We start from the raw sequence: 20606 nt of genomic DNA, 5'->3' as shown, positions 1-20606 counted from the left end.
TTGGGGCCGAGGAGTCCGAAGATCTCGCCTCCCCCGACGGCCAGGTCGATGCCGCGGACGGCGTCGACCACGGTGCGGCCGCGTCGTCCGGACGGATAGGACTTGCGAAGGCCCTTGGTCTCGATCAACCAGAACTCCAGTGAGCGGTGGAACGGTTCAGTGCGAAGGGGATGCGGGCGTGCCGGCGGCCAGTGCCTCCAGGCGGTCGGCGGCCGTCACCGCCCCGCCTCCGGCCAGCAGTTCACGGCCGAGCCGCTGCGCGGCCGTGCGGAAGGAGGGATCGTCGAGCACCCGTCGGAGCCGCTCGGCGACGGTCGCGGGGGAGGCCCGGGTGAAGGGCACCCGCAGACCGGCCCCGGCCTCGGCGACCCGCTGAGCCACGAAGGGCTGGTCGTTGCGGATCGGCGCCAGGAGCAGGGGGACACCGTGGGCCAGTGCTTCGCCCACGGTGTTCATTCCACCATGGCAGAGGACCGCGTCCAGCGAGCCCCTCGACAGCAGCTCCAGGACCGGTGCCCGCTCCACCGCGACCACCGTGTCCGGAAGGGCAGTCGGCAGTGCCCCGGCGGACGCGGCCACCACCGCCTGGATGCCCTCGCCGTGCCGGGCCAGCGCCCGGACGGCGCGGTCCAGGAAGTCCGCGCCGACCGCGTCCGAGAGGGTGCCCATGGTGACCAGGACGGTGCGCCGGGCCGGGTCCAGCCGCTCCCAGGGGAAGGACGGGTCCGCCGGACGCTCCGTCAGCACCGGCCCCACCAGGGCGTACCGGGGCGTGTCCGGCAGGTCCTCGGCGAGCAGCGCCCGGCCGCTGGTGGCCACCACCAGGTGCGGCGAGAAGCGAGGGTCGGTGAACTCCTCCTCCGGCAGCCGGGCCCGGCGCCAGAGCGCCTCGAGGTGGCCCGTCATCCAGGCCTCCACCTGCGGCAGGGCCCGGTACGGGCGGCCCAGCTCCATCGCCCCCGGGGCGAAGCTCGCCCAGGGCAGCCCGTGACGGTGCGCCAGCAGGGCGCCGGCCGGGGTGTACTGGTCGACCAGCAGCACGTCGGGCCGGTACTCGCGGACCACGGCGTCCAGCGGCTTCATGGTGAACTTCGCGTAGGGGACCACGAAGCCCTCCCAGAGCGAGCGGACCGAGGCCAGGCCGTGGCCGCCGAGCGCCCGGAACGCGCGGGTGCCGGTCCCGAACACCGTGGCCCGCGGGCCGAGCAGCGGCTCCAGCACCGTCTCGGTCCCGGTCCAGGCCACCTGGTGGCCGCGGGCGGCCAGTTCGGCGGCGATCCCGGCGGCCGGGTTGACGTGCCCGGCGAGCGGGGGCATCACCAGCAGGAAGCGGCTCACCGGCGCACCAGCCCCATCAGGTCGGCGACGGTCAGGGCCGCCAGTCCGTCCAGGTCCAGACCGGCCCGCAGGGCAGCCAGGTCGGCACCGAAGCGCACCCGCAGCAGGGTGCCCAGGACGGCGAACTCGCTCTCGTCCAGCGCCAGATCGGCGTCCAGACGAGCCTGCGGGACCACCGACTCTGCCCATTCGGGCAGTGCGTCGGCGGCCTCGACGAGCGCGGCCACCAGCTCCGGATCGAGATCGGGGTGTACGAAGGAAGGCTCTGCATCAGGCATGAAGGGGCTCCACCTGCTCGACGGCACGGGGGCGGAAGGGGAAGGCACCGGGTCGTTGATCACTTGTGCGACCTGCCGGGCGTGGGAATACTAGCCCGGTGACCGCACTGGAGGCAGTGGCCGTCCACCTCCCCCCACGGATCGAACCGATCGAGGACGTGGGCGCCCGGATCGGCCTGACCCCACGTCAACTTCGACTCTTCCGCCGCTTCCACGGCCTGGACCAGGTGCGCCTGGACCCGGACGGGACGCTGCCCGACCTGCTGGACGCCGCCGTCCGGGCCCTGCCCGAGCTGCGCGGCAACGAGCACCGGGTCCGGTACCTGCTGCACGCGCGCGGCATGCCGGTCGTGGTGCCCTATCCGCTCAACCCGCTCCAGGAGCTGGCCGAGCGCTTCGGCCTGAGCGGTGCCACGGCGTTCACCGTCACCCAACAGGCCTGCGCCACCTCACTGTTGGCCGTCGACCTGGCGGGCCGCCTGCTGGCCGACGACGGCGACCCCACGGCGCTGGCCCTGGTGGTGGCGGGGGAGAAGACCTTCACCCGGGACGCCCAGCTCGTCCCGGACACCTCGATCTGCGCGGAGGCCTCGGCGGCCTGCCTGGTCAGCCTCGGCGGCACCCGGGACCGGGTGGTCTCCTACGTGGTGCGCCAGCGGCCGGAGTTCGACGGCCGGCTGGCCGAGGACCCCGAGCTGCTGACCCGGTACCAGCGGGAGTACCAGCCCACCATGATCGAGACCCTGCAGGCCGCCGTCGACCAGGCTGGTCTAAACCTCTCCGAGATTTCTCTGCTGCTTCCGCACAACGTCAACCAGGCTTCCTGGCGCATGATTTGCCGCGAACTGGACTATCCTGTGGAGCGGGTCGTGCTGGACAACGTGCCCGCGGTGGGGCACAGTTTGGCCGCAGACGCCTTCGTCAACCTCCGCACCGCCACCACGGGCGGAGCGCTCCGGCCGGGCGATCACTACCTGATCGCCGCCGCAGGCATCGGCGCCACCTTCTCGGCCATGGTCCTGCAGCACTGACGTGCCGTCAGCGCGCCGTGCGCCCCGGTCCGGCGCGCCGCCCGGCGCCCGCCACCCTTCGCCCACCACGGACGGTTCACCCATGTCAGACTCCGCACCCTCCACCACCGGACCGGTCGACGCCGAGCTGCGCGCCCGGGTCCGGCGGGGAATCGAGGAGGCGCTGCCGCGCGTCCTCACCGTCGAGCTCCCGGAGAACCTCGACAACGTCTGCTTCTTCGACGACCTCGGCCTCACCTCGGTCGGCACCATCGAGCTGGTGCTGGAGATCGAGGAGACCCTCGACATCCAGGTCAACGTCGAGCGCCTCGCCCTGGACGACCTCCGCTCGATCGACCGGCTCGCCGACTACGTCGTCGCGCACATCGTCGAGGAGGACTGACCCGGTGTCGCTGCCGGTGTCCGCACCCTCGGCCGCGCCTTCGCCCTCGGCCGCGCCTTCGCCCTCGGCCGTGCCTGCGCCCGCGCCCTCGGCCGGGTCCGTGCCAGGTGCCGCCGGGGTGCGTGGGCTGCGCGTCACCAGGGCGCTCGCCGCCGGGTTCGAGGGTCGCTCGGAGGCCTCGCTCCACCCCGACCTGCGCGCCTTCGTCGGCGACCTGGTCCGCCCGTACGGCCTGCCGCTGCGCGAGGACCTGCTCCGCGAGGGCGCCGGCCACGACTACGGCGAGATGGCCGCCGGTCTGCTCGGGAAGGTCCTCGCGGAGGACGAGCCCGCCGACCTGCTGATCCTCGCCTTCTCCTCCCACGACGTCCGCCCCGCCGCCCCGTCCGCGCTGTACCTCAGCCGCCACTGCCCCGGACAGCCGATGGCCTTCGCGATCTGCGACCAGGGCAGCGCGGCCGCGTTCACCGCCCTGCGGATCGCCGCCGCCCACCACCGCACCGGCGGCTGCCGGCGGGCCGTGGTGGTCCTGGCGGAGCAGAGCGTCCTGCACTACGAGGCCCCCGAGTCCGTCGCCCTGCCGGCGCAGCACCGCGCCGTGGTGCTGGTCTGCGAGGAGGGTGAGGGGGAGGGGTTGAGGGTGCGTCAGGAGGAGCAGTCGGACGGCTCGCTCGCGCTGGCCTCCGTCCTCGCCGCGCACCGCGAACTCGGCACCGGCGCCGGGCTGTTGCTCGCCGCCGACCTCGGCCGCACCGGGGGCCCGGAGGATGTCGGGACGCTGCTGGGCGCGGGCACGGCGCTGGGCGCGGGCACGACGGTGGACGCGGGCACGGCGCTGGGTACGGGCACGACGGTGGACGCGGAGGCAGCGGATGGTGCCGGCGCGACGGACGCCGTTGGCACGACGGCGCCGCCCGGGCAGCCGTTCACCGGCGTCTGGAGCCTGTTGGCGGAGCACCTCGCGCGCCACCCGGAGACCGGGGGCGGCGGCCCGCTGCTGGTGGCCGACCACGACCGGCGCCTGGGGCGGCTCAGCATTCTGACGCTAGCGTGAGCGCCACAGCCGGTACCACCGCCGGTGACATCGCCGGTGCCGCCGTCGGGCCGGTCGACGTCTGGGTGATCCCGACCGACCAGCCCCCGGCCGTCGTCCGGTGGCTGCGTGGTCTGCTCGACCCGGCCGAACTCGCCCGCGCCGACGCCGCGCACGACCCCGTGCAGGGTGCGCGCTTCACCGTCGCCCGCGGTGCCGTCCGCCTGCTGGTGTCCGCCCGGCTCGGCATCGATGCGGGCCGGCTCGCCTGGCGGCACGGGCCGCACGGCAAGCCGGAGCCCGTCCACCCGTCCGACTCCGCCCTGGCCTCCGACCCGTCCTCCGCCCCCGTGCTCCAGGTCAACTGGTCCGGCTCGGGGGCGCTGGCCGTCCTGGCGGTCGCCGAAGGGCGCCGCGTCGGTGTGGACGTCGAGGAGCTCCGCCCGCCCGGCGTCGGCGCACGGATCGCCCGCCGTCACTTCCCGCCTACGGACGCCGCGTTGGTCCTCGAAGCCCCCACCGAGGCGGAGGGGGCCGAGCACTTCACCCGGCTCTGGTGCCGCCGCGAGGCGGTCGTGAAGGTCCACGGCGGCCGGCTCGCCCAAGGGCTGGGCCTCGCGCTGGCGGGGCCCTCACCGCTGCGCCTGCCCGACGCGGGCCCCCTGGGCTCCGGGCCGCTCTGGCTGGCCGACGTCCCGGTGCCGGGCCCGTACCGCGCGGCGGTCGCCGCGGACCTGGACCTTCCCGTCACCGTTCGCCAACATGTCTGGTGCGCACCGGAGTTGTGAAACGCCTCGACCGCCCCCGGCCGGGGTGCCCCCGCAGGGTCGCCCCGGCCCGAAGCGGCCGCTCGTGCCGGCGCTCACCCCAGCGGCATCGACATGTAGACCGCCCGCCGCCCGTAGGACTCGGGGACGGCCACCTCGCGGTGGGCGCGGTAGCCCATCAGCCGCAGCAGGATGTCGGTGCCGCGCACCGCCACCATGGAGATCTCCTCGAAGCCCGCCTCCGCCGCCCGCGCCTGGACGTAGCGCATGAACGCCTCCGCGACGTCCCGGCCGCGGAGGTCCTCGGCGATCACCATGTCGTGCATGTGCAGGTTCCCGGACTCGAACGCGGTTGACTCCGGCCGGGCCAGGTCCGGGCAGCGCAGCGGCGGGTACGGCAGGCTGAGCGCGTAGCCGCGGACCTCGCCGTGCTGCTCCAGCACGAAGCAGGTCGCGGGTGAGGCCAGGGCGCGGGACTGCAGGGCCTCCCGCCCCTCGGAGAGGCCGTCGGCGGCGTAGGCGTCGTGCTCCAGCGCGACCACGGCGTCCCAGTCGCCGTCGGCCAGCTGCCGGATCAGGTACTGCGCACTCACTCGGCCGCCACCTCGGGGGAGTTGAGGCCGAACCCGTGGGCGCGGGTGGCGGCCACCATCCCGGCCCAGGCCTCGATCAGCACCGCCCAGCGCTCGGCGTCCTCCTGGGCCTCGTCCAGCAGCTGCTGCCGGCGCTCGACCACCACGTCGGCGAGCTCGGCGTACTTGCCGCCCAGCTTGCGGTAGGCGGCCTCGGCCAGGTCCAGGGTGTGCTCGTTCCCGGACCGGTCCCAGTCGAAGGTGCCGCGCACCAGCTCCAGGATCGGCTCCACCTTCAGCTCGTCGCGCTCGTTCAGCAGCCCGCGCCCGAGGTCGATCATCCCGCCGTAGACCGGGTACAGGTACAGCATCGAGAGCAGCAGTTTCACGAACCGCAGCTGGTAGTTGACGAACCCGGCGCCGACGCGCCGCTCGGGCGTGTAGTAGTTGACGATGTGCCGGTTGTGGACGACGCCGGGCGTGCGGGAGTGGACCAGGGCGTGCAGCAGTGCGTAGTCGCAGCCGAGGGTGTCCACCGAGGGCAGCAGCGGCAGCACCTCGTAGGCCCGGTGGTCCAGGGCGACGTTGCACATGTAGACGTTCCAGATGTCCGGCACGCCGAGCACCGAGTGGTCGGTGTCGAAGGGCTCGGCGCCGACCCCCTTGAAGGAGAGGTCGACCATCGCGTCCCGGTCCTCGTCCGGCCAGACCGGCGGGGTCCACAGGCGCACCAGGTCGTGGTAGACCTGCGGGTCCAGCTCGCGGATCTCGCCGATGTCCACGTTGAGTTCGCCGATGAACGAGCCGCTGACCACCATGACCGGCATCGCCGCGTCCGCCGGGTCGAGCTCGGAGACGGTCACCCCGGCGACCGCCTCGCCGGCCGGGCGGCCGATCGAGAGCAGCTCGTGGTGGATCGGGTAGAGCTTCTGCCCGTGTTGGGTCTGGTACTCGAAGTCGTCGTTGCGCAGGTGCACCGAGGTGCAGCCGAGCGCCGCCGCACCCAGGAACAGCCGGTTGACGCAGGAGCCGTACGCGACGGCCGGCGGCAGCATCAGCTCCAGCAGCAGCTCCGGATCGGCGGAGGAGCCGGAGCGCTCCGCCGCCCCGCGCAGCCACTGCCGCTGCTGCTCCTCGCCGAGGTGGTGGACGAAGACACCGGGGGCGGGGGTCAGGGCGGCCACGGCCTCCGCGTTGCTCGCGAACGCCTCGGCGGCGGTGGTGTCGAGGACCAGGAGGTGCACCTCGACCCCGAAGGTCGCGACGGCGTAGGCCGCCTCCTCGGCGAGGTCCACGATGGTTTCGGGGCACGGACGCATGGTGGGCAGGGCGAGGCAGACTCGTTGCATGCTGCGGGACTCTCCGTCTGATCATGGCAAAGCCGCGCGGCTCTCAAAGCCGCAGTGAAGTCCTCGAGTTGAGGCTATCGGTGATCTCCCACCAAAATGGACTAGACCAACTGCACTGTCAACGCCGGACCGGCGGCGATCGCCCGCGGCCCCGCGACACTGCCCGAACGGGCAGGCCCCGCTGCCCTGTGCGTGCGCAGGCGGTTGCCCGAAGCTGAATTGTGCACCAACTGGAGGAGATGGAACCAGGATTGACAATTCCGGAGGGAAATCCGGACAGGCTGTGAGTGGCCGGAATCGGGGGCTTGGACGGGCGGCGGCGGAGGGATAGCTTTCTCCGTGCTCAGCCGTGCAGGGGAACACGGCGAAAGGCCGTTCTTCTGCACACTGTCCGTCCAATTAACCGACAGGAGTGCTGTTATGCATTCGATCGCGTCGTTGTCGGGCCGGTGGGTCCGGGCCGCGGTGGCGATGGCCACCGTGGCGGTCTTAGGGTTCACGGCCGCAGGGACCGCCTCCGCGCAGGTGCCGGCGGCGGAGAAGACCGTCACGGTGACCGTTCAGGGCGCCGACCTGCGGGGATTCACCTCGCTCGGCCCGGACCGGGTCCAGCAGTACCTGGGCGCCAAGGGCGGCACCCTGGCGCAGCAGGGCATCGGATTCAACGGAGCCTACGACCACATCATCAACAACAACAGCAACCAGTGCCTCGCCGTCCCCGGCGGCAGCACCGCCGACGGCACCGGGCTGATCCAGTGGCCGTGCGGCACCTGGAACGACCATTACTGGACGGCCAACTACAAGTTCACCGAAAGCGGCTACTACTGGTACCAGGTCGTCAACTACAACAGCGGAAAGTGCCTCGCCGTCCCGGGCGCCAGCACCACCGCCGGAACCCAGGTGATCCAGTGGCCGTGCGGCACCTGGCGCGACCACTACTGGGCCTTCCTGGTCGATTCCAGCAACCGGCTCCACATCGTGAACTACAACAGCCGCCAGTGCCTGGCCATCCCGGGCGCCAGCACCGACAAGGGCGCCCAGGTGATCCAGTGGCCGTGCGGCACGTGGGCCGACCACTACTGGCACTGAACCCGCCTGGGCGAGAGGTGATCTGAGGTCACGTCACGGGCCGACTCAAGGCTGCTGCTCATCACTGCTCATCACAGCCCATCACCGCTCACCGACTCGCCCCGACGCCGCCGTGTGCCGGGGCGAGCCGGTGTCGTCGGACAGCCCTGCGGGGTGCGCACCGAGCCGACCGGGGCGAGTGCGCGGCGCAGCTGACCGTGGGTCAGCCCGACCGCCGTTCCGAGTCCTCGGCGCCGGGGTCTCCGATTCGGGCCATCAGGTCGGTGCCCTCCTGAGTGAGGACCACGGGAAGGTCAGCGCCACCGTGGGTGGCGACCTCGGTGAAGCCGCCCTCGAACCACCAGAACACCGAGGGGGTCAGGTTGCCCGGGGCCTCCGTGAACGCGGCGGCCGCGAAGCGCGCCATGCCGTGCAGCGAGGGAAGCACCTCCAGGTCACGGACGACGTGGAAGGCGAGTGCGTGCCGGTGCGGCAGCGCCACCAGGATCCCGTGGGGCGCGGGCAGGTCCCCGGAGTAGCGGGCCGCGACCTCGTCGATGATCAGGGCGAGGGACCCGATGAAGTAGGAGTCGCCCGTCAGGACGTCGAAGCGGGTGCCGTTGTCGCCCGTCACCACCTCGTGCCGGTCGGCCTCGACGGCCCGCAGGTTCCGGAACGCACGCTCCCGCAGGGCCTCCTGGCCGCCGAGCTCGGAGAGGGAGTCCTCGGGCAGCAGGTCGACGGTCTCCGGAAGGTCGAGCGCCAGCACCTCCAGCAGGCCCGGGACCGAGCGGGGACCGTAGCCGAAGGCCTTCAGGCTCGCGGGGTCGCTCGTCACCAGGCGGGGGTGGACCCGGGTCAGGAGCTCCTCGCGCGGCAGGGCCGGGGGAGCCTGCCGCGCGGCCACCGAGCGGACCACCCGGGCGACGTGCTCGTTCACCAGGGCCGGCCAACTCCGGGGGCCACCGCCGTCGTTGTGGCACACCGCCGCCAGGTTGGCGAGGTTGAAGTTCCACCCCGTACCCGCGGTCGCGCTCGCCGGTCCGACCGTCACGTCGAGGCCGTGCTCCGCGAAGGCCGTCCGGACGAGCTCGCGCAGCCGAGTGGCTTCGGCCTCCGACAGGAGCGTCAACTCCCCGTCGCGCGGGACATCCGCCCCGTCCCGTCGCTCTCTACGCCGAAAAATGCCCATGGTGTCCCCCTGTTGTCGAGGATCCGGATCCTAGCGGCGACCGGCCGGCTCGCTGCGGGCCGGGTAACCTCGCCCCGTGGTGGATCAGGAGCAGTACGACCGGTACCGGGACGACGCGAAGGTGCTGGCGGCGATCGGGGTGCGGGTCGACGCGCAGGCCGGCCGGGTGACCGTGCGGCTGCCCAGGAGCGTGGCGCAGGCCGCGGTGGACGCGTGGGAGCGGGACGAGGAGGGCGGGGTCGGGCCCGAGTCCAACGAGCAGTACGTGCTGCGGGACCGGGCCGCAGAGCTGGCGTTCATCGGCCTCGCGATCTCGCAGCGCGGCCGCTGGGAGGGCGAGGAGGTCGTGGTCGACCTAGATGTCGCGTCCGCCGGAGCGGCCGTGCGGGCGTCGCAGTAGTCGGGCCGAGGTGGTCGGCGGGCTGCTGCGGTCGGCCGGGTGGTCAGGCGAGGCGGTACTCCGCGAAGCCGCGCGCCGGCTTCGCGGCGGCCACCGTCTGGGCGGCGGCGAGCAGCAGGAAGGCCGCGCCGTACTGGGGGCGGCCTTCGAGGTCCAGGAGGAGCGAGGTGCCGTAGGCGCCGTGGACGGCGGCCAGCGCGAGGAGGCTCCAGGAGCGGCGCCGGGTGCGGTGGCCGAGCACGCGGACCACGTGCCGCACGCCGCACAGGGTGAGGAGCAGGAGCGCGCCGAAGACCGCGATCACCGGAATCCCGGTGGTGACTCCCCAGGGCTCCCCGACGTCCGTGAGGCCCACGGCGTACATGGCCATGGAGAAGAAGCCCATGGCGACCAGGGCCATGGCCTCCAGGGCCAGCAGTGCACCCACCACCGCAGTCGTCACGTCACGCACGGGCCGTCCTCCTGATCGGTCTCCGAGATGCCGCGCGCAGCTTATTTGAACGGGTTCAATCTGTCGAATGGCTGGTCGGCGCGGGTCTGCTGTCTGCGAACAGGGCGCGGACGGTCTCGGTGGCGAGCTCCCGCAGCCAGGCGTGCGCGCGGTCGTCGTCGTAGCGCTGGTGCCACAGCAGGTACAGCGGGACCTCGGGCATCGGGACCGGCAGGGGCAGGGTGACCAGCCCGAGCCGGTGGCGGTCCGCACGGGTGACCGCCTCGGGCAGGGTGGCCACCAGGTCGCCGGCGAGGGCGAGTTGGAGGGCGAAGGCGGCGGTGGGCCCGGCGGCGACGACGCGCCGTTCGAGACCGCGGGCGGACAGGGCGTGGTCGATCGCGTCGTGCAGCCGGCCGCGCCGGGAGAGCGTGAGGTGTTCGGCGGCGGCGTAGCGCTCGATGGTCAGCGCGCCTTCGGTGAGGGGGTGGCCCGGCCGGACGGCGACCGCCAGGCGGTCGCTGCCGACCAGGCGGTGGCGGATGTCGGGGAGGGTCGGCGGGCTGGAGCTCGACTCCAGGTCGACCTCGCCGCGGCGCAGCTCGGCGTCGTCCGTGCCGGGTTCGGCGGAGAGGCGCAGCCGGACGCCGGGGGCGTCGCGGTGGACGGCGGTGATCAGGGCGGGGCCGCAGGCGGAGGTGAGGGCGTCGTGCCAGCGCACGGTGAACACCCGCTCCAGGGAGGCCAGTTCGAGGTCCTGCCGGGCCGACAGCAGCCGGTGCGCCTGCTGGACCAGGGCGTGGACCTCGGCGCGGATGGCGAGTGCGCGGGTGGTCGGGACCATGCTGCGGCCGGTGCGGACCAGGATCTGGTCGCCGGTGGCCTTGCGGATGCGGCCCAGGGAGCGGCTCATCGCGGGCGCGGTGACGTGCAGTCGGGCGGCGGCGCCGGCGACGCTGCCCTCCTCCAGCAGGGCGTCCAGGGCCGTGAGGAGGTTCAGATCCAATTGCATGAGAGTAACTCTACAAGTGCAGAGCATGCACTTGTTGTTAATCGTCGGGGCTTCTACCTTCGAAGTGCGGGCGAGCGGACGAGCCGCCCGGATCCATCGAAGCCTTGGGGAGACCTTCATGAACACTGCCATGCCCTTCGCCGCCGACTCCGCCGCCGACCTGACCCTGCTGGCCGAGGTGACCGAGGCGGTTGTGAGCGCCGGTCGCACGCTGCGCGAGCGCCACACCCCGCACGCCCGGGGCGTGAGCCTGGACGAGGTCGTCGCCGAGATCCACGCCAACGACGACGCGGTCCTCGCGGTGCTGCGGGAGCCGCTGCTGCGGGCCCGCCCCGGATCGCGGTGGGCCGAGGACGAGCTGGCCGGCGGCGCGCTCCCGCCGGGGGAGTGGTGGGTCGTCGACCCCGCCGAGGGCAACATCAACCACGTGCACGGCATGGACGACTGGTCGGTGACCGCCACCCTGGTCCGCGACAACCGGCCGGTGCTCACCGTCGTCCACCTGCCGCTGACCGGTGACACGTACACCGCCGTGGCCGGCGCCGGCGCGCACCTCAACGGCCGGCCGCTGACGGTGTCCGCCAAGACCGACCTGGGCGCCGCGCTGATCGGCACCGGCCAGGCCCGGCCGGGCGAGGACGAGCGCACCTTCCGGCGGATCGGCGAGTCCGTCACGGCGATGCTGGTCAACGGTCTCGTCGTGCGGGTGTCGGTGCCCGCCACGATGCAGCTCATCCACGTCGCCGCCGGACGGATGGACGCCTTCTGGCAGTTCTCCGACGTCCGCTCCGGGCTGGTGGCCGGCGCCCTGCTGGTCGCCGAGGCCGGAGGCACCGTCACCGACCTGGCGGGCCGCCCCTGGACCACGGGCAGCCCTGACTTCCTGGCCTCGGCCCCCGGCCTCCACGCCGCGGCCCTCGAGGTCCTCGCGCCCCTCGCCTGACCCGGCATCACCTCCCTCCCGACACCTGAGGAGCACCACCCCATGACCACCATCGCCATCCTCGGCGCCGGCCGCGTCGGCACCAATCTCGCCCGCAAGCTCTCCGCCGCCGGACACCACGTCACCCTCGGCGCCCGGAACCCGGCTTCCGCCTCCGCCCCGCACCCGGCCGTGGCCGTGGCCGACCAGCGCACCGCCGCCCGCACGGCCGAGGTGGTGATCAACGCAACCCCCGGCCACACCTCGCTGGAACTCCTGGCCGGCCTGCGCCCGGAGCTCGCCGGGAAGGTCCTCGTCGACGTCTCCAACGCCACCCACGACGCGGCGGACGGCCTGCCCGGCGAGCTCTGCCACCCCGGCGGCAGTCTGGCCGAACTCCTGCAGGCCGCCCTCCCCGACACCCACGTGGTCAAGACCCTCAACACCATGCTGTTCACGGTGATGACCGCCCCGGAGAGCCTGGCCACCCCGCCGACCGCCTACCTGTCGGGTGACGACCCGGACGCCAAACGGACCGTCACCGGTCTTCTCGGCGACCTGGGTTGGCAGCCCGGATGGATCGAGGACCTCGGCGGCATCGCCACCGCCCGCGCCACCGAGGCGATGATCCTCGTCGTGCCCCACCTCCTGCGCCGGGACGGCTTCAGGCCCTTCGCCGTCTCGCTCGCCCGCTGAGTCGCCGGGCCGCTCGGGTCGCCGGGCGTCGTGGGGGCCGCTCGGGTCATCGGGCGGCGGTGGCGGTCCTCCAAGCGGTGACCGCCTCGGTGAGCCGCTCCCGCTCCTGGTCGTACTGCCGCTTGCGGTGGCCGTTCGCCCCGGACGGGTGCGGGAAGCCGAACAGGCAGCGCTCCGCGCTGATGCGCCCCGAATCCACCGAGAGCTGCACCGCCTCGGTGGCCGCCTTGCCGAACGGGATCACCAAGGCCTCGGGCATCGCGGCCAGTTCGGCCCCGAGCGCCTGCTCGGCGAAGGTCCGCAGCACCGGAATCCTGGTCAGCGACGCCCCGTTCCAGTTCGCCCCGTCCACGAACACCGCGTGCCCGACCGCCGAGGTGAACGCCGCCACCCGCTCCTGCGGGTCCCAGAGCCGGGCCGTGGTCGCCAGCCCCAACGCGTCGGCCAGGCCGATCCCGTCGAGCATCGCCACCGCGTGGGTGCGGATCGCGCCGCCGAAGGCCCCGGTCTGCTTGGCCAGCCGGACCGCCTCGTCCGGCTCCGCCCCCGCGAGCAACGCCGCGCGGGCCGCCTGCACGGCGAGGTGCAGCTGGCGGCGGCCCGGCGTGATGCCGACCAGTGCCACCCGGGCCGCAGGGTCGATCCGGTCGAACGGCACGTAGTAGATCTCCCAGCGGCGGCCGCTCAGCGTCTCCTGGTGCAGCAGGAGCTCCGGCCGGCTCACCGACTGCTCGTCCAACCCCTCGGGCAGCGCCCGCAGCACCGGGGCGAACCGCTCGATGCACCAGCCCGCCGAGAGCGGCCCGTCCGCCGGCAGCTGCTGGTACGCGCACACGTGCGGGGTTTCGACCACGGCGCACCCCCTCTTCCCTGATCACTCGTCAACGGGCGCGGTCAGCCTAGCTGTGGCCGGACGGCCGTCGGGCCGGATCGGACGAGGAATGCGGCGGAAGGAGTGACTCGGGCGTCGACCCGGGTGACGCCGTTCTCCACGGCGACCACCGAGTTGGCGACGCCCAGCCGTGGAGTGGGCGGAGATCGCCCGGGCGGTGGTTCGCCGGTGACTGTGCCGGCCCGGGACCGCGGGGTCGAACGCACCCGCCCCGTCCGCGCGGTGACCGAGTGTGCCGTGGTGGCTGGGGCCCGCGTGGGCGCGGGGCCTGACGGTCTGTCGGGGGTGGGGGAGTGCCGCCGGGGACCGCTTGTGCGGAGCGGTGCCCGGCGGCTCGGTGGACGGTGCGCCGACCCTCAACGGCTACCGTCCGTGCTCCCGTCCGGTGCCGGGGAGTTGGCCGTCGCTGGTGCCATCGTGACGACCCCGCCCGGGCGGGAGGTGGTGGACTGCCGCCGGCCCGGGGTCAGGGCATGGCCGGCGGCAGTCCGGTTCTGGGGTGGTCAGCCCTGGTCGTTGGCCGGGAGCTGCGACTGGATGGTGTTCATCACGGAGGCGTCGGCGAGGGTGGTGGTGTCGCCGACCTCGCGGCCTTCGGCGATGTCGCGGAGCAGGCGGCGCATGATCTTGCCGGAGCGGGTCTTCGGCAGCTCGCTGACGACCTTGATCTGCTTGGGCTTGGCGATGGGGCCGAGGGTCTTGCCGACGTGGTTGCGCAGGTCGGCGATGAGCTCCTCGCTCTCGGTGGCGTTGCCGCGCAGGATCACGAACGCGACGATGGCCTGGCCGGTGGTGGCGTCGGTGGCGCCGACGACGGCGGACTCAGCGACGGAGGGGTGGCCGACGAGGGCGGACTCGACCTCGGTGGTGGAGATGTTGTGGCCGGAGACCAGCATCACGTCGTCGACCCGGCCGAGCAGCCAGATGTCGCCGTCCTCGTCCTTCTTGGCGCCGTCACCCGCGAAGTAGCGCCACGCGGCGTCAGCCGCATGATGTCCGGGGCCGAAGCGCGACCAGTAGGTGTCGATGTAGCGCTGGTCGTCGCCCCAGATGGTGCGGAGCATGGAGGGCCAGGGCTCGGTGAGGACGAGGTAGCCGCCGGAGCCGTTGGGGACCTCGCGGGCCTCGTCGTCGACGACGGTGGCGGCGATGCCGGGCAGGGCGCGCTGGGCGGAGCCGGGCTTGGTCTCGGTGACGCCGGGCAGCGGGCTGATCATCATGGCGCCGGTCTCGGTCTGCCACCAGGTGTCGACGATGGGGGTCTTGTTCGCGCCGATGTGCTCGCGGTACCAGACCCACGCCTCGGGGTTGATCGGCTCGCCGACGCTGCCCAGGACCCGCAGGGTGGAGAGGTCGAACTTGGCGGGGATGTCGTCGCCCCACTTCATGAAGGTGCGGATCGCGGTCGGCGCCGTGTAGAGGATGGTGACGCCGTACTTCTGGACGATCTCCCAGAACCGGCCCTGGTGGGGGGTGTCGGGGGTGCCCTCGTAGATGACCTGGGTGGCGCCGTTGGCGAGGGGGCCGTAGACGATGTAGGAGTGGCCGGTGACCCAGCCGATGTCGGCGGTGCACCAGTAGACGTCGGTCTCCGGCTTGAGGTCGAAGACGGCGTGGTGGGTGTAGGCGGCCTGGGTGAGGTAGCCGCCGGAGGTGTGCAGGATGCCCTTGGGCTTCCCCGTGGTGCCGGAGGTGTAGAGGATGAAGAGCGGGTGCTCCGCGTCGTGGGCCTGGGGGGTGTGGTCGGTGGACTGGCGCTCCACCAGCTCGTGCCACCAGAAGTCGCGGCCCTCGCTCCACTGCACCTCCTGGCCGGTGCGGCGGATGACCAGGACCTTCTCGACGCCGTCGACCTTGGTGAGGGCCTCGTCGATGGCGGGCTTGAGGGCGGAGGGCTTGCCGCGGCGGTAGCCGCCGTCGGCGGTGATGACGACCTTGGCGTCGGCGTCGGTGATGCGGGAGGCCACGGCGTCGGCGGAGAAGCCGCCGAAGACCACCGAGTGGGTGGCGCCGATGCGGGCGCAGGCGAGGATCGCGACGACGGCTTCGGCGATCATCGGGAGGTAGACGGCGACGCGGTCGCCCTTGCGGACGCCGAGCTCCAGCAGGGCGTTGGCGGCCTGGGAGACCTCGTCCTTGAGCTGGGCGTAGGTGATGGAGCGGGAGTCGCCGGGCTCGCCCTCGAAGTGGATGGCGACGCGGTCGCCGTTGCCGGCCTCGACGTGGCGGTCCACGCAGTTGTACGCGACGTTGAGCTTGCCGTCGGCGAACCACTTGGCGAACGGCGGGTTCGACCAGTCCAGGGTCTCGGTGGGCTCGATGGCCCAGGTGAGGCGGCGGGCCTGCTCGGCCCAGAAGCCGAGCCGGTCCTCGGAGGCCTGCGCGTACGCGGCCGCGGTGACGTTCGCGTTGGCCGCCAGCTCCGCGGGCGGCGCGAAGCGACGCTCCTCCTTGAGCAGGTTGGCCAGGCTCTCGTTGCTCACCACGAACTCCTCGTCCAGATAGGCCGGTTGAGCGCTCATCAGGGGTTTCCGTCGACGATTGCCCGCCGCCCTGGTGCTCGATGATGCTCAATCTAGCGCATCTTCGAGCATAAATGTGCACGTTGCTCGCCTTGAAGTCGATGGGCGCTCACCCTTGCCCGCCGCTCGATCGCTGCGCAATGATGCGTTTTCAGCGCGCTGACGGAGCAGAATCGATCACTCTGCTGCATCGCTGTGCGTCAGGGAGACCCTGTCCCCCGAGTCCTTCGCGTCGAGCCGTGCCCCCACACTTCTCGAGAGACCGATGCCCCATGACGAACTCCCTGCCCCGCCGCGCGTTCCTGCTGTCGGCCGCCGCCGTGGCCGCCACCGCAACCGTCGGACTGCCACTCGGCCTCGGTGGCGGTCAGGCCCTGGCCGCCACCCCGGCGGGTGGCACCGTGCCCAAGGACCCGCGCCTGGCCCCGGTCGAGCACGTGGTGATCCTGATGCAGGAGAACCGCAGCTTCGACCACTACTTCGGCACCCTCAAGGGCGTCCGTGGCTTCGGCGACCACGCCGTCATCGACCTCCCCGGCACCTCCGCCGGCCCGTCGAACCGCACCGTCTTCCAGCAGCCGCGCGGCACCGGCTCCATCTTCCCCTGGCAGCTCAGCGCCCACGCCGCCGGCTGGGAGGGGTCGGAGTGCCACATCGACGGCGGCGGCCACGGCTGGAGCGACCAGCACAACGCCTGGAACAACGGGCGCATGGACAACTGGTACGCGGCCAAGTCCAGCACCGGTCTGACGATGGGTCACATGAACCGCGCCGACCTGCCCTACAACTACGCGCTTGCGGACGCCTACACCATCTGCGACGCCTACCACTGCTCGGTGATCAGCAGCACCGGCCCCAACCGCAACTACCTGTGGTCCGGCTCGATCGGCGCGGGCCTGCCCGGAGCCAACCAGGTCAGCTACAACGGCGGCGACTTCCGCCGCAAGGAGCAGAACTGGCAGAGCTACGCCGAGGGCCTGGAGAACGCCGGGATCAGCTGGAAGGTCTACCAGGTCTACGACAGGAACGCCGACCGGAACTACGGCGACAACGCCCTCGAGTACTTCGCCCCCTTCATGACCGCCGACCCCGCCAAGGACGGCACCGGCAATGCCTCGCTGTGGAGCAAGGGTGTGGCCGGCGTGCCCTACAGCGGCGGGGACGTCGCGGACGCCCTCATCGCCGGACTGCGCGCCGACGTGCTCGGCAAGACCCTGCCCACGGTCTCCTGGATCGTCACCGACTACGCCAACTCCGAGCACCCGGAGGCCAGTCCGAGCGTCGGGTCCACCTTCGCCAAGCGGGTCCTGGAGACCCTCGCCGCAGACCAGGCCGTCCTCGACTCCACCGTCTTCATCCTCACCTACGACGAGAACGACGGCTTCTTCGACCACGTGCCCCCGCCGTTCGCCGCCGATGCGAACGACGCCACCGAGCACGTCAACGGCGTCCCCCTGGGCCTCGGCTTCCGGGTCCCGATGATCATCGCCTCACCGTGGACCCGCGGCGGCCGCGTCAACTCCCAGGTCTTCGACCACACGTCGGTGCTGCGCTTCCTGGAGCGCCTCACCGGCGTCCAGTGCCCCAACATCAGCGCCTGGCGGCGCGCCGTCTGCGGCGACCTGACCTCCGCCTTCGACTTCGCCAACCCCGTCTTCGGGCCGCTGCCCGCACTCCCCGGGCCCGTACCGGCCGGCCACGCCCTGATGACCGCGGCCGCCTGCAGCACCGCCGGCCGCCCCACCCCGCCCGCCGGCAACGGCACCCGCCCCGTCCAGGAGTCCGGCAACAAGACCGCCTGCCCGCTGCCGTACCAGACCAACGCCTACCTCGACCGCTACGAGGGCACCTCCGCGAGCGGCACCCAGAAGGCCTGGATCGCCCTCGACAACCTGGGAGCCCAGGCCACCGGTGCCGCCCACCTGGCCGTCTACGCCAACGGCTACCGCACCGGCGGGCCCTGGCAGTAAACCGTCGGGCCGAACGCCACCACCAGCGACTTCTTCAACATCGGCGCCGGCTCCGGAAACGGCAAGTACGACCTCACCGTCACCGGCCCCAACCGCTTCCTGCGCCGCTTCAAGGGCGACACCGGCACCCCTACCGGCCGCTACGCCAGGGTCAAGAGCTACTTCGCCCCGCAGATGGACCCCATCGCCCTGTGGTTCCAGCTCTCGAACGACCACCCCACGGACACGGTCACCTTCACCGTCGCCTCCAACAACTACCGCACGGGCAGCTGGACCTACAGCGTCCCGCCCGGCCGGAGCGTCTCCGACTTCTTCAACCAGCAGACCTACGCCAGGGGTTGGTACGACTTCACCATCACCGTGAGCAACGACCCCGCCTTCTCCCAACGCTTCATCGGGCACATCGAGAACGGCTCCTTCGGCACCACCGGCTCCATCGCCTGAAGCGTGTCAGGCGAGGCAGAACTCGTTGCCCTCGATGTCCTGCATCGTGAAGCAGGACTCGTTGACGCCGTCGGCGCGCTGCGTCAGCACGTGCTTCGCGCCGAGCGCCGTCAGCCGCGCGCATTCGGCCTCGAGCGTGGCCAGGCGCTTGATCGTTGACATGGGCGCACAGTAACAGGGGGCCCGGGCCGTCTCCGCAGGTCAGGGGGGTTACGGGTGGTCAGGCGTCGAGCACCTGGCCCTCGTTCCGGACGACCGGCGGTTCGGTCGACCACGGGAAGTTGATCCAGGCGTCAGTGCGCTTCCAGGCGTACTCGCACTTCACGAGGGAGTGCGACTTCTCGTAGATGACGGCGGACCGGACCTCGGCGACGTGGCTGAGGCAGAACTTGTGCACCAGCTCCAGCGTCTTGCCGGTGTCGGCGACGTCGTCGGCGATCAGGACCTTCTTCCGGGAGAAGTCGATCGCCTGCGGGACGGGCGCCAGCATGACGGGCATGTCGAGGGTGGTGCCCACGCCCGTGTAGAACTCGACGTTCACCAGGTGGATGTTCTTGCAGTCGAGCGCGTACGCCAGGCCGCCGGCCACGAAGACGCCGCCGCGGGCGATGCTGAGGATGAGGTCGGGCCGGTAGCCGTCGTCGGCGACCATCTGCGCGAGTTCGCGCACCGCCCGGCCGAAGGACTGGTAGTCGAGGGTCTCGCGCGTCTCGGTCACGCGTTCAGTCTCCCTGCCGGGCGGCCCGGCGGCGAGGACCGGCGCGCCGCAGATCCTCCTCCGGCGCCGCGTGGTAACGGCTTCGGGGGTCGATCCCGCGTGGTCCCGGGGTCCCGTCCGGCGATGACCCCGGCGTCTGGCGGTCCGTCACGGCCGCCCGCTCCGGGGGGTGTTTGTCCCCGGGCGCGGCGCGGCGCGGCGGGGCGGGGCGCGGCGGGGCGAGGGGGAGGTGCGGGGGGAGCGGGCCGGAGACGGTGAGGTTTGACCCGCGGGATCGGGGTGAGACGCATCCACGGGTGACGCCCCGTCCACCGTTCCCCCCTCGGGCGGAGGGGGCGTGCCCGTACCGCATGCCCGGCCGCCGCAGGCATCCCCCCGCCCGGCGCCGGGGCCTGCGGTCACACGCGTCCGCGTGCCCGCAGTGGCGGCGCCGTACCGCCCCCGCGGGTGTCACCCGTCGGTGGCCGTGGGTCATCGCCGCACGGGTGGGCGCCGGTAAACTCGGCGGGCATGGCAGACACACCGCAGTACGAAGACCTCCTGCGGCTGGTGCTCACCACCGGGCGCGGCCAAGCACGACGGACGGGCACCGGGACGCCAGCAGCGGTCTTCGGGCACCAGCTCCGTTACGACCTGTCCCGGGGCTTCCCCCTGGTCACCACCAAGAAGGTGCACCTTGAGGTCCGTGGTCAACGAGCTTGATCTGGTTTCCTGCGCGGCGATTCCAACGTCGACTGGCTGCACCGCAACGGGCGCACCATTGGGACGAGTGGGCGGACGAGAACGGCGAGCTCGGCCCGGTCTACGGCGTGCAGTGGCGCTCCTGGCCGAGCCCGGACGGCCGCACATCGACCAGATCGCGAGGTGCTCGACACACCCTGCGCACCGACCGGACTCCCGCCGGATGCTCGTCTCCGCGTGGAAACGTCGCCGAGCTGTGACAAGATGGCGCTCGCCCCGTGCCATGCGCTGTTCCAGTTCCACGTCGCCGACGGGAAGCTCTCCTGCCAGCTGTACCAGCGCAGTGCCGACCTGTTCCTCGGCGTCCCGTTCAACCATCGCCAGCTACGCCCTGCTCACCCACATGGTCGCGCAGCAGGTCGGCCTCGACGTGGGGGGACTTCATCTGGACCGGCGGCGACTGCCACGTCTACGACAACCACGTCGAGCAGGTCACCGAACAACTCTCCCGCACCGCCTACGAGTTCCCCCACCTGCGGCTGCGCCGGGCGGACTCCCTCTTCGACTACGCCTTCTCCGACGTGGAGCTGCTCGACTACCGGCACCACCCCGCCATCAAGGCTCCGGTGGCGGTGTGAGCGTCGGGCTGATCTGGGCGCAGACGGTCGACGGGGTGATCGGCCGCGACAACGCGATGCCCTGGCACTCCCGGGAGGACCTGGCCCACTTCAAGGCCACCACCCTCGGCCGTCCGGTGGTGATGGGGGCGTCGGACCTGGGACGCGCTGCCCCCGCGCTTCCGTCCGCTGCCAGGGCCGGCGCAACATCGTCGTCACCCGCGATCCGCAGTGGCGGGCGGAGGGTGCGGAGCGCGCCGGGTCCGTCCCGGAGGCCCTGGCGAGTGCGGCC

At 72.3% G+C, this 20606-nt stretch carries 20 protein-coding genes and 4 pseudogenes; 13 read left to right on the top strand and 11 right to left on the bottom strand.

Going from position 1 to position 20606, the window contains the following annotated elements:
• Positions 1-156 precede the first annotated feature (156 nt).
• Both ABD946_RS28675 and ABD946_RS28670 read right to left on the bottom strand, forming a co-directional pair.
• Positions 157-1338 carry a glycosyltransferase gene (locus ABD946_RS28675; protein ID WP_345288373.1) on the bottom strand — a complete coding sequence of 394 codons (1182 nt, stop codon included), beginning with the start codon at positions 1336-1338 and terminating at the stop codon, positions 157-159.
• Entirely contained in the window at positions 1335-1616 is a 282-nt protein-coding gene (locus tag ABD946_RS28670) for a hypothetical protein (RefSeq protein ID WP_345288371.1), read from the bottom strand. The genes ABD946_RS28675 and ABD946_RS28670 overlap by 4 nt, the downstream gene beginning before the upstream one ends.
• Positions 1617-1714: 98 nt before the next feature.
• Between ABD946_RS28670 and ABD946_RS28665 the strand changes: the two genes are divergently transcribed.
• From ABD946_RS28665 to ABD946_RS28650, 4 genes are all read left to right on the top strand, one after another.
• Positions 1715-2647, top strand: coding sequence for a 3-oxoacyl-[acyl-carrier-protein] synthase III C-terminal domain-containing protein (locus ABD946_RS28665; RefSeq protein WP_345288369.1), 933 nt, complete (start codon positions 1715-1717; stop codon positions 2645-2647).
• Positions 2648-2729: 82 nt separating this feature from the next.
• The gene (locus ABD946_RS28660) at positions 2730-3029 is read left to right on the top strand and encodes an acyl carrier protein (protein WP_345288368.1); all 300 of its coding nucleotides are present in this window, start codon (positions 2730-2732) and stop codon (positions 3027-3029) included.
• A 118-nt stretch (positions 3030-3147) separates the two neighbouring features.
• On the top strand, positions 3148-4083 hold the full coding sequence (locus ABD946_RS28655) for a hypothetical protein (protein ID WP_345288366.1): 936 nt from the start codon (positions 3148-3150) through the stop codon (positions 4081-4083).
• Entirely contained in the window at positions 4080-4850 is a 771-nt protein-coding gene (locus ABD946_RS28650; RefSeq protein ID WP_345288364.1) for a 4'-phosphopantetheinyl transferase family protein, read from the top strand. Before ABD946_RS28655 ends, ABD946_RS28650 begins: the two co-directional genes overlap by 4 nt.
• A gap of 74 nt (positions 4851-4924) precedes the next feature.
• On the opposite strand, the gene ABD946_RS28645 is transcribed toward ABD946_RS28650, so the two are convergent.
• On the bottom strand, positions 4925-5422 hold the full coding sequence (locus tag ABD946_RS28645) for a GNAT family N-acetyltransferase (protein WP_345288362.1): 498 nt from the start codon (positions 5420-5422) through the stop codon (positions 4925-4927).
• Positions 5419-6750, bottom strand: a complete 1332-nt coding sequence (locus ABD946_RS28640; protein WP_345288361.1) for a DUF6271 family protein — start codon at positions 6748-6750, stop codon at positions 5419-5421. The genes ABD946_RS28645 and ABD946_RS28640 overlap by 4 nt, the downstream gene beginning before the upstream one ends.
• 420 nt (positions 6751-7170) lie before the next feature.
• Between ABD946_RS28640 and ABD946_RS28635 the strand changes: the two genes are divergently transcribed.
• Positions 7171-7839: an RICIN domain-containing protein gene (locus ABD946_RS28635; RefSeq protein WP_345288359.1), complete on the top strand. Its 669-nt coding sequence runs from the start codon at positions 7171-7173 to the stop codon at positions 7837-7839.
• Positions 7840-8041: 202 nt separating this feature from the next.
• Here ABD946_RS28635 and ABD946_RS28630 read toward each other — a convergent pair whose 3' ends face one another.
• Positions 8042-8950: a DUF1444 domain-containing protein gene (locus tag ABD946_RS28630; RefSeq protein WP_345288357.1), complete on the bottom strand. Its 909-nt coding sequence runs from the start codon at positions 8948-8950 to the stop codon at positions 8042-8044.
• A 136-nt stretch (positions 8951-9086) separates the two neighbouring features.
• On the opposite strand from ABD946_RS28630, the gene ABD946_RS28625 reads away from it, so the two are divergent.
• On the top strand, positions 9087-9410 hold the full coding sequence (locus ABD946_RS28625) for a hypothetical protein (protein ID WP_345288355.1): 324 nt from the start codon (positions 9087-9089) through the stop codon (positions 9408-9410).
• Between the two features lie 43 nt (positions 9411-9453).
• Here ABD946_RS28625 and ABD946_RS28620 read toward each other — a convergent pair whose 3' ends face one another.
• Both ABD946_RS28620 and ABD946_RS28615 read right to left on the bottom strand, forming a co-directional pair.
• Positions 9454-9861: a hypothetical protein gene (locus ABD946_RS28620; RefSeq protein WP_345288353.1), complete on the bottom strand. Its 408-nt coding sequence runs from the start codon at positions 9859-9861 to the stop codon at positions 9454-9456.
• Between the two features lie 55 nt (positions 9862-9916).
• Positions 9917-10852, bottom strand: a complete 936-nt coding sequence (locus ABD946_RS28615) for a LysR family transcriptional regulator (protein ID WP_345288352.1) — start codon at positions 10850-10852, stop codon at positions 9917-9919.
• Between the two features lie 118 nt (positions 10853-10970).
• On the opposite strand from ABD946_RS28615, the gene ABD946_RS28610 reads away from it, so the two are divergent.
• Both ABD946_RS28610 and ABD946_RS28605 read left to right on the top strand, forming a co-directional pair.
• Positions 10971-11795, top strand: coding sequence for an inositol monophosphatase family protein (locus tag ABD946_RS28610; RefSeq protein WP_345288350.1), 825 nt, complete (start codon positions 10971-10973; stop codon positions 11793-11795).
• A gap of 42 nt (positions 11796-11837) precedes the next feature.
• Positions 11838-12470, top strand: coding sequence for an NADPH-dependent F420 reductase (locus ABD946_RS28605; RefSeq protein ID WP_380149477.1), 633 nt, complete (start codon positions 11838-11840; stop codon positions 12468-12470).
• A 46-nt stretch (positions 12471-12516) separates the two neighbouring features.
• Here the strand turns inward: ABD946_RS28605 and ABD946_RS28600 are convergent, their stop codons facing one another.
• Together ABD946_RS28600 and acs are read right to left on the bottom strand one after the other, a co-directional pair.
• Complete coding sequence (locus ABD946_RS28600; RefSeq protein WP_345288348.1) at positions 12517-13323, bottom strand: hypothetical protein; 807 nt, start codon at positions 13321-13323, stop codon at positions 12517-12519.
• 542 nt (positions 13324-13865) lie between these two features.
• Entirely contained in the window at positions 13866-15884 is a 2019-nt protein-coding gene (gene acs, locus ABD946_RS28595; protein ID WP_345288346.1) for an acetate--CoA ligase, read from the bottom strand.
• Positions 15885-16156: 272 nt separating this feature from the next.
• Between acs and ABD946_RS28590 the strand changes: the two are divergent.
• Positions 16157-18298: pseudogene (locus ABD946_RS28590) on the top strand (phosphocholine-specific phospholipase C).
• A 6-nt stretch (positions 18299-18304) separates the two neighbouring features.
• Here ABD946_RS28590 and ABD946_RS28575 read toward each other — a convergent pair.
• Both ABD946_RS28575 and ABD946_RS28570 read right to left on the bottom strand, forming a co-directional pair.
• Positions 18305-18448: pseudogene (locus ABD946_RS28575) on the bottom strand (VOC family protein); the annotation flags it as partial.
• A 70-nt stretch (positions 18449-18518) separates the two neighbouring features.
• On the bottom strand, positions 18519-19016 hold the full coding sequence (locus ABD946_RS28570; RefSeq protein ID WP_345288342.1) for a phosphoribosyltransferase: 498 nt from the start codon (positions 19014-19016) through the stop codon (positions 18519-18521).
• A gap of 510 nt (positions 19017-19526) precedes the next feature.
• Between ABD946_RS28570 and ABD946_RS43015 the strand changes: the two genes are divergently transcribed.
• The 4 genes and pseudogenes from ABD946_RS43015 to ABD946_RS28560 form a co-directional block, all read left to right on the top strand.
• Positions 19527-19718, top strand: coding sequence for a thymidylate synthase (locus tag ABD946_RS43015; protein WP_425558723.1), 192 nt, complete (start codon positions 19527-19529; stop codon positions 19716-19718).
• A gap of 243 nt (positions 19719-19961) precedes the next feature.
• Positions 19962-20018, top strand: a pseudogene (locus ABD946_RS43010) (hypothetical protein); the annotation flags it as partial.
• Positions 20019-20020: 2 nt separating this feature from the next.
• Positions 20021-20335 (top strand): thymidylate synthase, encoded by a 315-nt coding sequence (locus ABD946_RS43005; protein WP_425558725.1) that lies wholly within the window; start codon positions 20021-20023, stop codon positions 20333-20335.
• Positions 20332-20606 (top strand): annotated as a pseudogene (locus ABD946_RS28560) (dihydrofolate reductase); the annotation flags it as partial. The gene ABD946_RS43005 and the pseudogene ABD946_RS28560, both read left to right, overlap by 4 nt.

The organism is Kitasatospora albolonga (assembly GCF_039535905.1).
In the GTDB taxonomy this organism is placed as follows: Bacteria; Actinomycetota; Actinomycetes; order Streptomycetales; family Streptomycetaceae; genus Kitasatospora; species Kitasatospora albolonga.
This window is presented reverse-complemented; position numbering and strand designations above follow the sequence as displayed.